The sequence below is a fragment of the Metapseudomonas boanensis genome, from assembly GCF_018704125.1.
GTDB classification, from domain to species: domain Bacteria; phylum Pseudomonadota; class Gammaproteobacteria; order Pseudomonadales; family Pseudomonadaceae; genus Metapseudomonas; species Metapseudomonas boanensis.
The window spans coordinates 181,768-192,478 of record NZ_JAGTIS010000011.1; the positions used below are offsets into that span (position 1 = coordinate 181,768).

The window sequence follows — 10,711 nt, forward strand, 5'->3', positions numbered from 1 at the left end:
AGCCGCTCTTGCTGAAGAGGAGAGGGGAGCCATTCCGTGCCTTGGCTTGGTCTCTAGTGTCCCCTGCAGGAGCGAGTTCATTCGAGAACGCAGGCTGGAGGCCTGCCTGGTGCGCCTGCACGCCCGTCCCCCTGGCCTGGCATCCACCTCATTCCGGTCTACGCTCTTCCATTCCCGCTGCCCCTGCAAAAAATTCTTGTCTGCCTGTCGATTCAGTCGTAGCCCGTTCGACCAATTAGCACAGCCAGCAGGCAAGGGCCGCAGCCTGGCGTTCGGGCCACCCAACAGGAGAACAACGATGCGCTTCATGGTGATAGTCAAAGCAACCAAGGAATCTGAAGCGGGCGTCATGCCAAGCGAAGAGCTGCTCACGGCCATGGGCCAGTACAACGAAGAGTTGGTGAATGCTGGCGTGCTGCTCGCCGGCGAGGGCCTGCACCCCAGTGCCAAGGGCAAGCGGGTGGTGTTCAAGGGCAAGGATCGTACGGTCGTCGACGGGCCCTTCGCCGAAACCAAGGAACTGATCGCCGGCTTCTGGCTGTTCAAGGTCAACTCCCTGGAAGAGTGCATCGAATGGGTCAAGCGTTGCCCCAATCCCATGCCCACCGAATCCGAGATCGAGATCCGCCAGGTATTCGAAGCCGAGGACTTCGGTGAGGAACTCACTCCCGAGCTGCGCGAGCAGGAACAGCGCGTCTTCGAGAAAGCCAAACAGCAGTGACAGCTGAAGTTCGCCTAAAGGAGACAATCATGAAGATCGATCCCTACCTCACCTTCGACGGCCAGTGCGGCCCGGCTTTCCAGTTCTATGCCAAGTGCCTGAACGGCACTCTGGAGGCCTTCCTCACGTTCGCCGAGACACCGGCTTGCAACGAGGTGCCGGAAGACTTCCGTGACAAGATCATCCACGCCCGCCTGGCCGTTGGCGACCAGGTGATCATGGGCTCTGACTGCCCGCCACATCAGCCCTATGAGCCGATCCGCGGTATCAGTGTGTCGATCAATGTCGACCGCGTTGTCGAAGCCGAGCGGGTGTTCAACGCCCTGGTCGAGGGCGGCCAGGTGCGGATGCCGCTGCAGAAGACCTTCTGGGCCGAGCGCTTCGGCATGCTGGTGGATCGGTTCGGGGTGCCCTGGATGGTCAACTGCGAGAAGGATCAGTAGGGGAGAGCGCTTGGGGTTGGGGATGAAGCGACCTTAAAGGATGGATGAGGGGAGTGGGCTTCACACCGGATTGGCAATCCACGGTGAGGGCTGGCGGCGTGGGCTTCCGATTTTGGTTTCTGGCTGAATGTTGCGTTGGCTTCAGATCGCCGTTTCGCCCCCTCGGGCGAGTTTCTTTTGGCAGTCACCCCAAAAGAAACCAAAAGGGCTTGCCCCTGCATCCGGCCCCGCCTGCGGCGGGGTCCCCTCCCTCCATCGCCGCTCGCAACATCCATGTTGCTCGTCCCCTTCCACAACGATTCCACTCAGGCCTCCTGAAGGGGCGACTCTGCGGCCCCACCTCTTTTCGCCCGATTCCAGATTGCAGTGGGCATGGCCTTCGCTGAAGAACAGCAGTTCAGAGTCACCCCTCTACCTCTGGGAGAGGGGCCGGGGGTGAGGGATGGTCCCCTCAACAGGCCGAGCGGACGCACAATAAACGGGGACGCAAGACGGGGATGTCTCGTCGTGACAGCCCTCAGAACGGTGTGTAGCAAGAGAGCGGAACGGAAACCCTCAGGCCACTCGTCAAGCAGCCAGACGACATGGCTTCAAGCGGCCTCGCACAATATTGCCAATCCGGCATGAGCCCCCAGCATCCGCCCCCTGCCCAAATCCGCCGATCTGGTCTACAAATCTCCCATCCGCCATCCACGCAAGGACATCCCATGGACCCCTTCATGCAAGCCGCCCTCGAAGAAGCCCGCCTCGGTCTCGCCGAGGGGGGCATTCCCATCGGCTCGGTCATCGTCCACAAGGGCCGGATCATCGGCCGCGGCCATAACCGGCGTATCCAGCAAGGCAGTGCCATCAAGCACGGCGAAATGGATGCCTTCGAGAACGCCGGCCGCCAGCCCGCCAGCGTCTACCGCGAGGCAGTGCTATACACCACGCTGTCGCCCTGTTCCATGTGCAGCGGCGCGATCCTGCTCTACGGCATTCCCAAGGTGATCATTGGCGAGAACCGCACCTTCATGGGCGAGGAGGAGCTACTGCGCTCGCGAGGTGTGGAGCTCGAGGTCCTTCAGGATGCAAGCTGTGTAGGGTTGATGCGAGACTTCATCTCGGCAAGGCCCGAACTCTGGAATGAGGATATCGGTGAGTAGGGCGCTGCTGCCCGGCACTCGTGCGGGCGATGGGACCAACCAAAGTTCTCCTTGCTCGCTGTGTCAACTGGTTTCCAGCGTCTATGCTGAGCAAGGCGCCGAGGAGCAAATTTTGGCGCCAGGTTCGACTGGGACTCTTCAAGGAGAACTCGATGATCCCCTCTGGCCTTTCCGATCAGATGTTCTCGCGTAGCTTCCTGGATGTGCTGATTCGCGCCGGCCTTATCGCTGTGCTGGCGATCTCCTGCTATCAGGTGTTTCAGCCGTTCCTGAACCTGATGCTCTGGGCCCTGATCCTGGCGGTGACCTTCTACCCGCTGCATCTCAAGCTCAAGCAGAAAATGGGGATGCGGGATGGGCAGGTGGCGACTCTGATCATTCTGGTTTCGCTGGCCCTGTTGATGGTTCCGATCTACCTGTTGGCCATTTCCATTGCTGAATCGGTCCAGGGCGCCCTGGAGCTGATCAAGGGGGGAGAGTTGCACATCCCCCCACCCAACGAATCCGTCGCCGGCTGGCCGCTAATTGGCCAGAGTCTGTTCGACTTCTGGCAGCAGGCATCTGTCGATCTGACCAGCCTGTTGAAGAAGCTCATGCCGCACCTGCGCGGTATGGGCCTGGGCCTGCTTGGCAAACTGGCTGGGGTGGGCGCAGGCTTCTTGCTATTCATCGGAGCGTTGATCGTGGCCGGGATCGTCATGGCCTATGGCTCCAACGGAACCCAAAGTGCAGTGCAGATCGCCACGCGTATCTCTGGTCCGGAGCGGGGTCCGCAGATCGCTGAGCTCTGCACGGCCACCATACGTGCCGTCGCCCAGGGCGTGGTGGGTATCGCCTTCATCCAGATGTTGCTGGTCGGCGTCGGTTTCGTCGTCATGGGCATACCGGGCGCCGGCCTGCTGGCCTTGGCCGTCCTGCTACTCGGCATCATGCAATTGCCCGCCACCCTCATCACTATCCCGGTGATCATCTTCGTCTTCGCCACACAAGGTCCAACGATTGGGGTGATTGTCTTCTCCATCTACACCTTCGTCGCCGGCCTGGCCGATAACGTGCTCAAACCCTTACTGCTGGGCCGAGGGGTCAATGTGCCAATGCCTGTAGTGCTGATCGGCGCCCTGGGCGGCATGGTCACGGGCGGCATCATTGGCTTGTTCATCGGTCCGGTGATCCTGGGGGTGGGTTACATGCTGTTCTGGCACTGGGTGGAGGATCCGCGCCCGGACACAGAGCTGGGCGAAGAGAAGGCGACTTGATGCGGCTGGACCGCCCCTATGCCGTCATCACCAGTCCCAGTCTGGATACTCCTGTTCGGAGCCATCGGGCTCTCCGGCTGCGTGCAGTTGGGGCCCGACTTCCAGTCGCCGCGTGAGGGCTGGATCGAGCACTGGAACAGCCCAGCGATCGAACAGGCGAGCCTGCAGCACCCGCAACCTGACTTTCGCCAGTGGTGGCAGGTATTCGCTGATCCAACCCTCGATGCGCTGATCGCTGAAGCGGATGCGAACAACCCGAGCCTGGAAATTGCCGGCCTGCGAGTCGTGGAGGCCCGTGCTCAGCTCGGAATCGCCCTGAGCGGGCGCTACCCGCAGTTGCAGCAGGGGCGCGCCGACAGCGTCTATTTCGAGCGTCACCAGTCCGGAGGCAGGAACCCGCAGAACAGTCACTTCTGGGAGCACAGCGCCGGTTTCGAAATTGGCTGGGAACTGGACTTCTGGGGGCGCTTCAGCCGCGCTATCGAGTCCGCCGATGCCGCCTACTTCGCCGCACAGGCCAACTACGAAGACGTGCTGGTCCTGCTCCGCGCCCAGGTGGCGGAAACCTATTTCACGCTGCGCACTTCCGAGGCTCGCCTGCGCATCGCCCGCGAGAACGCCAATCGGCAGAAGCGCAGCCTGGAAATAACCGAGCGCCTATTCAAAAGTGGTGACACGGGTGAGCTCGATTTCCAGCAGGCCAAGACTCAGTACCTTGGCACCCTGAGCACCATTCCTGACTTCGAGGCCCAGGTGGCGCGTACGCGCAATGCCCTGGCCGTGCTGATTGGCCGTCCGCCGAGCCCTCTGACGGAACTGCCTGAGCAGCAAGGGCTGATTCCGCTGCCCGACCGCGCCGTGCTGCAGGATGTCCCGGCCAACCTGCTGCTACGGCGCCCGGACGTACGCGCCGCTGAACTCGCGGTTGCGGCCCAGTCTGCCCTGATCGGCGTGTCCGAAGCAGACCTGTATCCCTCCCTGAGCCTGCTGGGCAGTATTGGCTGGACGGCCACCACCCTGGATGGTGCTTCTGACAGCTTCGACCTCGTTGCCGGCCCCAGCCTGGTCTGGAATCTCTTCGACTACGGTCGCATCAAGAACAATGTGCGGGTGCAGGATGCCCGCCTGCAGCAGCTGATCGAAGCTTACCGAGACGGAGTCCGTCAGGCCGCGCGTGAAGCCGACGATGCGGCCACGGGAATGACCAAGGCGCTGGAAAGCGAGGGCATCCGCCACGAGGCGGCCCTGGCGGCAATGCGCTCGCTGGAGCTGGCCAACGACCAATACCTTGAGGGCTTTGCGGATTTCCAGCGTGTGTTGGATGCCCAGCGCGAGCTGTTCCAGCAACAGGAGAGTTACCTGGTCAGCCGTAACGATGCCGTGCTCAGCCTGATCGCCCTGTACAAGGCTCTCGGTGGCGGTTGGTACAGGGCAGAGCCGGTCATCGACCCGGCTACTCGCGAACAGATGGAACAACGCACCGACTGGGGCGGCCTGCTGGACGAGCCCCCGCCCACCCAAGCTTCTCCGCCCTCCGAACAAGGTGAGTGACGATGAGCGAACAACCGCAGCCTCCCGTCCCTGAATCGGCTCCGCAGGAAGCAGTGAGCGAGGCCGATCCGGTCAAAAAAGGGACGAGATGGGTGGTCGGACTGATTGTCCTGAGCCTCGCCTGGTACTTGATGGCTGATCGCTTTACGCCCTATACGCAGCAGGCGCGTGTGCAGACTTTCGTGGTGCCGGTGGCGGCCGAGGTGTCTGGCCGGGTGACCCAGGTTCACGCGCGCAACAATCTGGACGTGAGGGCAGGCGACATGTTGTTCGAGGTCGATCCGCAGCAGTATCAGATCGCGGTTGACCGCGCCCGCGCCGATCTGGAAACCACGCGTCGGCAGATCGGCGCCAGCACTGCGGCGATCGATTCGGCGCTGGCTTCCCTGCGTGCAGCGCAGGCTAACGAACTCAAGGCAAAGCAGGATAACGACCGCCTCGAGCGCCTGTACCGCGAAGACCCGGGCACCATTTCCGTACGCCGTCTCGAAGGCGCCCGAGCCACCCTCGAACAAGCCATCAGTCAGGTCGCGGCAGCCCGCGCCGACGTGCAGCGTGCGCGTGAGCAGCAGGGCGGCAGCGAGGAGGAGAACGCGCAGTTGCGCAGCGCCGCCACCGCCCTTGAGAAGGCCGAGCTGGACCTGGCCAATACCCGCATACGAGCCCGTTCGGCGGGCCTGATCACCGACCTGCGCACCGATGTCGGCCAGTATGCGGCCGCCGGCAATCCGGTCATGACGCTGATTGCGATCCACGACCTGTGGATAAGCGCAGACCTGACCGAGAACAACCTCAGCCACGTCGAGCCCGGCACACCGGTTGCGATTGTGTTGGACGCTTACCCTGGCGAGGTATTCGAGGGGCGAGTACGCAGCGTCGGATACGGTGTCAGCGTTGGCCAGGCCACCGCGCCGGGCACCTTGCCGACCGTGCAGAATAGCCGGGACTGGCTGCGCCCGGCGCAACGCTTTCCGGTGATCATCGAGTTCGATCCAGGCGAGCTGCCCGGAGTGCAGGGCCTGCGGGTTGGTGGTCAGGCGGAAGTAATGGCTTTCCCAAGCAGGGGTAACCCGCTCAACCCGCTTGGCTGGCTTTTCATCCACTTCATGAGCTGGCTGTCCTATGCCTACTGAGTGCGATCCCCGCAGCCAGCGCGCGCTAAGGCTGGCCTGCGGCACTGCACTGTGCCTGGCCATCAGTTTCGGTCTGGACGTGCCGATTCCGTTTCTGCCGCCGATCTTCACGTTGTTCCTGCTGGCATCGTCCAATCGGCCGCTGCCCCTGAAGGCCGGACCGGGACTTGCGCTGATGATCATGCTGACCACCGGAAGTGGGCTGCTGCTGATCGCGCCCCTGCGCCATGCGCAGGCGAGTGGCGTGCTGCTGGTGGGGTTGTGCCTGTTTCTCTGTTTCCGGTATGGCCTGCGCGGCGGAAACCCGCTCGTGGCCAATTTCCTGGTCGTCGGCCTGACCCTGATCTCGGCGGCCGGCACCGCCGACTTCGGCCTGGCGCTGACGGTCATCGAGGCGCTGGCCAAAGGCATCCTCCTGGCCACGCTGGTTGCGGCGTTCAGCCACTGGCTGTTTCCCGATCCTGTCGATGCCCCGGCGGCACCTGCACGCCCTGTGCTGGAATCCTCCGAGTCCGCCTGGATTGCCCTGCGTGCGGCATTGGTGGTGCTGCCAACCTTCCTTCTGGCGCTGATCGACCCGGCCAGCTACATGCCGGTGATCATGAAGTCGGTGAGCCTCGGGCAGCAGGTTTGCAGTACCAGCACCCGCGACGCCGGTCGTGAGTTGCTGGGCTCGACGCTGCTCGGCGGCGTGCTGGCCATCCTGTTCTGGGGGGCTTTGAGCATATTTCCCCACCTGTGGATGTTCTTCCTCTGGATGCTGCTGTTCGGCCTGTTGCTGGCCCGCAAGCTCTACAGGCTGGTCCCGACACGGCACAAAACCGGGCTCTGGCTCAACACCTGGGTGACCCTGATCATCCTGCTGGGCCAGTCGGTGCAGGACAGTGCCAGCGGCAAGGATGTCTACACCGCCTTCTTCGTGCGCATGGGGTTGTTCATCGCGGTCACCCTCTACGCCTGCGGTGCGGTTTACCTGATCGACAGCCACCGTTATCGCCGACAACGGCGCGCCGCCACCTGAAGGGGGGACACATGTTGCTCAACCTGCTGGTCGGAATCCCCGTGATGTTGCTCTGCCTGCTGATGCAGGCCTACTTCGTGTCCCTCTGCCTGCGCCAATACGTTCGGTTCAGGAAGAGCCGGCAAGGGCACGATACGCAGTTCCTGAATGCGGCTCTGCTGTCGCTGGTGATGCTGCTCATGCTGCTGGGCAACTTCGCCCAGATGGCTATCTGGGCGCTGTTGTTCTGGTTTCTGGGGGAGTTCGGCCAGTTCGCCACGGCTCTGTACCACTCAGGCGTGAACTTCGCCACGCTGGGCTATGGCGACATTGTGATGTCCGAGACCTGGCGCCTGCTCGGGCCCCTGGAGGCTGCCAACGGCATCCTGATGTTCGGTGTATCCACGGCGGTGATGACCGGCGCGGTGATGGACATCATCAAGTACCAGATGGCGCAGGGGAGGGAGCACTAGCAGGCGGCTAGACTGAAACTGTCCGCCCGCCGCTTTTGGGAGGTGCAGCATGAAGATCCGTTCAGGCTTCATCGGCAGTATCGGCCAGACTCCCCTGCTGCGCCTCGGCCGGCTCAGTGACGAGACCGGATGCGACATCCTCGCCAAGGCTGAATTCCTCAACCCCGGCGGTTCGGTGAAGGACCGCGCGGCCCTCTATATCCTCGATGACGCCGAGCGCCACGGGCGGCTCCGGCCGGGGGGGACGGTGGTCGAAGGTACGGCGGGCAATACCGGCATCGGCCTCGCGCACATCTGCGCCGCACGCGGTTACCGTTGCATCATCGTGATTCCTGATAACCAATCGCCAGAAAAGCTCGATCTGCTACGCACGCTAGGTGCCGAGGTTCGCCCGGTGCCGCCCAAGCCTTACAAGGACCCGGACAACTACCAGAAGATTGCTGGACGCCTCGCCGCCGAACTACCCAATGCCATCTGGGCCAATCAGTTCGATAACCTCGCCAATCGCCAGGCGCACCTGGAAACGACCGGACCAGAAATCTGGGCCGACACTGAAGGCCGCGTGGACGCCTTCGTCTGTGCTACTGGCACCGGCGGCACGTTGGCGGGTGTGGCGCGTTCCCTCAAGGCGCGTGAACCAAAAGTGCGCATTGTTCTTGCCGATCCCATGGGTAGTGCACTCTACCACTGGGTGAAGCACGGCGAACTGCTCGCCGAAGGCAGTTCGATCACCGAGGGCATAGGCACCACACGGATCACTGCCAACCTCGAGGGTACGCCCATCGACGATGCCGTGCAGGTCGACGATCCGACGTGCGTGGCGATGGTCTATCGGTTGCTGAGGGAGGAGGGGCTATTTGTCGGTGGCTCGTCTGGCATCAACCTGGCGGCAGCCGTGCAGGTGGCCCGCGAGTTGGGGCCGGGGCATACCGTGGTGACCTTGTTGTGTGATCGGGGCGGGCTGTATGCGGGGCGGCTGTTCAATGCGGCGTGGTTGGAGGAGAAGGGGCTGCTGGCTGCGGCGGCCCCACCTCCAGCCCCTCTCCTTGCACCGAGGTGAGGGGCGATCCCCGGAAACTACTGCTCGGCTGGATCGAACTGCAGCATCAGTGACCAGGGCGCATTGCAGTTGCCGACGAAGATCGGGTGCAGCAGGCAACGGGTGTTGCCAGGCCCGCGGAAGCGCAGCTGTTTGCCTTCGCGGATGACGGATCGGGCTTCGACGGGCAGGTCGCTAGCCGCGTCGCCAAGGCGCTGGGCGTTCGGGTGGGTGACGTAGTTACCGGCGTTGGAAAGCAGGGCGTAGTGGCCATTGCCGAAGGGCTTCTGCTGGCTAAGGCGCTCCTGCAACTGTTGCAGGCTGTAGTCGGCGCCCAGGATGCCCAGGAAGCGGCCGCCGGCCTGCATGGGCGTCATGAAGGAGGTCATCAGCACAGTGTTGCCCGCCACGGTGTATTCGTAGGGCTCGAGGAATACGTCACGCCCCTTGCGCCGGGGCAGTTCGTACCAGTCACCGTCGTAACCCACCAGGCACTCGCGCTGGATGCTGCCAGCGCCGCGGTTCCAGTAAGCCATGATCCGGCCCGTATGGTCGTAGCCGCTCTGGCTGGCGAACTCGGCGTCGCGCTGGTCCAGGGCGTTGGGTTCAGCGGCGCAGGCGAAGGCCAGCAGGTCGGGGTTTTGCGCCAGGTATTGCTGCATCACGGCGTCGACCTGCTCGCGCTGCGGGCCGAAGCCACGGGCGTGCAGGCCGAGGATGAAATTCTTCAGGCCGTAGAGCGCAGCGGCCATGACCGCGAACTGGTTCTGCAGGAGATTCGCTTCTCGGGCCAGCAGGACCTCGGCGGTTTCCTCACGGGCGGCGCTTTCGGCACGCTGCACGTCGGCCAGGGCGCGTTCGCTTTCCTGGCGGATGGTGGCGACCACGTTGCCGATGTCGGCGGTGGCATTGGCCGACTGGGTGGCCAGGCGCCGGACTTCATCGGCTACGACCGCAAAGCCCCGGCCTAGCTCGCCGGCGCGTGCGGCCTCGATGGCGGCATTGAGGGCCACCAGGTTGGTGTTCTTGGCGATCTGTTTGATCACCTCGGAGACCTTGCTGATTTCGGTCCAGCGGTCATTGAGCCCGGCTACGAGCTGCTTGACCTGGTCAATGGTGGAGTTGCCTTGGGTGTTGCTATCCGTTGCCGGCGCGACGGATTGGCGAGCGTTGCTGTGCATCGGGAGTTACCGAACGAGGAGTGGGCAGGGCGCCGCAAGCGAGGCGAGAGAACGGTGCCCGGCGGGCCGGGCACCGGGGGTGGCTTACCAGCCGAGCTGCTTGTTGAAGCCCAGGGCGTCGTAGTAATCACCCTGGTAGGCGATCTTGCCGTCCTTGATGCGGACGAAGCTGACGCCCTCGAACTTCAGAGGCTTGTTGGTGGCCGGGGTTTCTGCGCTCCAGGCACCGCTGTTGGTGCCACTGAACTCCCACTGGAAGGCAATGCCGTCAGAACTGACGATGGGCTCGCTGGTCATCTTCCAGGTCAGGTCCGGCACGGCGGTGATGAATACCTTGATCACATTGTCGCGCGCGGCGGTGCGCCCCTTCTGCGGGGTGCCGACGGTGGCATCGAAGTACACCGCATCCTCGGTGAGGAAGGTAGCGGCCTTGTCGACGTCATGGGCGTTCCAGGCGGCCATGTAGCCGTCGACGATCGTCTTGGCATCGTCCGCCGCCTGGGCGAGACCCGCCAGGCCGCAAAGCAGGATGAAGCTGAAATTACGCAAGGTATTACGCATGGCTTGTTCTCCTGTGGGGCGTCGAGTCGGCGCCGATGGACGCCGTTGTTTGTGTAAAGCTAAGCAGGGCTAGGTGTTTAGTGCTTGAACATCACATGGCGCACGGCGGTGTAGTCCTCCAGCCCGTACATGGACATGTCCTTGCCGTAGCCGGAATGCTTCACGCCGCCGTGGGGCATTTCGCTGGTCAGCATGAAGTGAGTGTTGA

The 10,711-nt window shown here is 63.1% G+C and carries 12 protein-coding genes and 1 pseudogene; 9 read left to right on the forward strand and 4 right to left on the reverse strand.

Annotation, left to right across the window (positions count from 1 at the left end; translation table 11 throughout):
* Positions 1–298: 298 nt before the first annotated feature.
* The 9 genes from J7302_RS19320 (at position 299) to J7302_RS19360 (ending at position 8,782) form a co-directional block, all read left to right on the forward strand.
* Entirely contained in the window at positions 299–721 is a 423-nt protein-coding gene (locus J7302_RS19320) for a YciI family protein (RefSeq protein WP_215378403.1), read from the forward strand.
* Positions 722–750: 29 nt separating this feature from the next.
* Positions 751–1,164, forward strand: coding sequence for a VOC family protein (locus tag J7302_RS19325; protein ID WP_215378405.1), 414 nt, complete (start codon positions 751–753; stop codon positions 1,162–1,164).
* Positions 1,165–1,871: 707 nt separating this feature from the next.
* Positions 1,872–2,309, forward strand: coding sequence for a nucleoside deaminase (locus J7302_RS19330; protein WP_215378407.1), 438 nt, complete (start codon positions 1,872–1,874; stop codon positions 2,307–2,309).
* A 152-nt stretch (positions 2,310–2,461) separates the two neighbouring features.
* Entirely contained in the window at positions 2,462–3,565 is a 1,104-nt protein-coding gene (locus J7302_RS19335; RefSeq protein WP_215378410.1) for an AI-2E family transporter, read from the forward strand.
* Between the two features lie 18 nt (positions 3,566–3,583).
* Positions 3,584–5,116 carry a TolC family protein gene (locus J7302_RS19340; RefSeq protein WP_215378412.1) on the forward strand — a complete coding sequence of 511 codons (1,533 nt, stop codon included), beginning with the start codon at positions 3,584–3,586 and terminating at the stop codon, positions 5,114–5,116.
* A gap of 2 nt (positions 5,117–5,118) precedes the next feature.
* Positions 5,119–6,249 (forward strand): HlyD family secretion protein, encoded by a 1,131-nt coding sequence (locus J7302_RS19345; RefSeq protein ID WP_215378414.1) that lies wholly within the window; start codon positions 5,119–5,121, stop codon positions 6,247–6,249.
* Positions 6,239–7,270, forward strand: coding sequence for a DUF2955 domain-containing protein (locus J7302_RS19350; RefSeq protein ID WP_215378416.1), 1,032 nt, complete (start codon positions 6,239–6,241; stop codon positions 7,268–7,270). The genes J7302_RS19345 and J7302_RS19350 overlap by 11 nt, the downstream gene beginning before the upstream one ends.
* An 11-nt stretch (positions 7,271–7,281) precedes the next feature.
* Positions 7,282–7,722: a potassium channel family protein gene (locus J7302_RS19355; RefSeq protein ID WP_215378418.1), complete on the forward strand. Its 441-nt coding sequence runs from the start codon at positions 7,282–7,284 to the stop codon at positions 7,720–7,722.
* A 49-nt stretch (positions 7,723–7,771) separates the two neighbouring features.
* Positions 7,772–8,782, forward strand: coding sequence for a cysteine synthase A (locus tag J7302_RS19360; RefSeq protein ID WP_215378420.1), 1,011 nt, complete (start codon positions 7,772–7,774; stop codon positions 8,780–8,782).
* Positions 8,783–8,799: 17 nt separating this feature from the next.
* On the opposite strand, the gene J7302_RS27040 is transcribed toward J7302_RS19360, so the two are convergent.
* The 4 genes and pseudogenes from J7302_RS27040 to J7302_RS19375 all read right to left on the reverse strand — a co-directional run.
* Positions 8,800–9,513: a PDC sensor domain-containing protein gene (locus tag J7302_RS27040; protein ID WP_394359101.1), complete on the reverse strand. Its 714-nt coding sequence runs from the start codon at positions 9,511–9,513 to the stop codon at positions 8,800–8,802.
* A 105-nt stretch (positions 9,514–9,618) separates the two neighbouring features.
* Positions 9,619–9,942 (reverse strand): annotated as a pseudogene (locus J7302_RS27045) (methyl-accepting chemotaxis protein); the annotation flags it as partial.
* A gap of 84 nt (positions 9,943–10,026) precedes the next feature.
* Positions 10,027–10,503 (reverse strand): ester cyclase, encoded by a 477-nt coding sequence (locus tag J7302_RS19370; RefSeq protein ID WP_215378425.1) that lies wholly within the window; start codon positions 10,501–10,503, stop codon positions 10,027–10,029.
* Positions 10,504–10,580: 77 nt separating this feature from the next.
* Positions 10,581–10,711: aldehyde dehydrogenase family protein (locus J7302_RS19375; RefSeq protein WP_215378444.1), on the reverse strand; the 131-nt coding region annotated here is incomplete at its 5' end.

Excerpts from the sequence above, each read along its gene's own strand:
- J7302_RS19320 (WP_215378403.1), top strand. The coding sequence starts at position 299 with ATGCGCTTCATGGTGATAGTCAAAGCAACCAAGGAATCTGAAGCGGGC.
- J7302_RS19325 (WP_215378405.1), top strand. The coding sequence starts at position 751 with ATGAAGATCGATCCCTACCTCACCTTCGACGGCCAGTGCGGCCCGGCT.
- J7302_RS19330 (WP_215378407.1), top strand. The coding sequence starts at position 1,872 with ATGGACCCCTTCATGCAAGCCGCCCTCGAAGAAGCCCGCCTCGGTCTC.
- J7302_RS19335 (WP_215378410.1), top strand. The coding sequence starts at position 2,462 with ATGATCCCCTCTGGCCTTTCCGATCAGATGTTCTCGCGTAGCTTCCTG.
- J7302_RS19340 (WP_215378412.1), top strand. The coding sequence starts at position 3,584 with ATGCCGTCATCACCAGTCCCAGTCTGGATACTCCTGTTCGGAGCCATC.
- J7302_RS19345 (WP_215378414.1), top strand. The coding sequence starts at position 5,119 with ATGAGCGAACAACCGCAGCCTCCCGTCCCTGAATCGGCTCCGCAGGAA.
- J7302_RS19350 (WP_215378416.1), top strand. The coding sequence starts at position 6,239 with ATGCCTACTGAGTGCGATCCCCGCAGCCAGCGCGCGCTAAGGCTGGCC.
- J7302_RS19355 (WP_215378418.1), top strand. The coding sequence starts at position 7,282 with ATGTTGCTCAACCTGCTGGTCGGAATCCCCGTGATGTTGCTCTGCCTG.
- J7302_RS19360 (WP_215378420.1), top strand. The coding sequence starts at position 7,772 with ATGAAGATCCGTTCAGGCTTCATCGGCAGTATCGGCCAGACTCCCCTG.
- J7302_RS27040 (WP_394359101.1), bottom strand. The coding sequence starts at position 9,513 with ATGGCCGCTGCGCTCTACGGCCTGAAGAATTTCATCCTCGGCCTGCAC.
- J7302_RS19370 (WP_215378425.1), bottom strand. The coding sequence starts at position 10,503 with ATGCGTAATACCTTGCGTAATTTCAGCTTCATCCTGCTTTGCGGCCTG.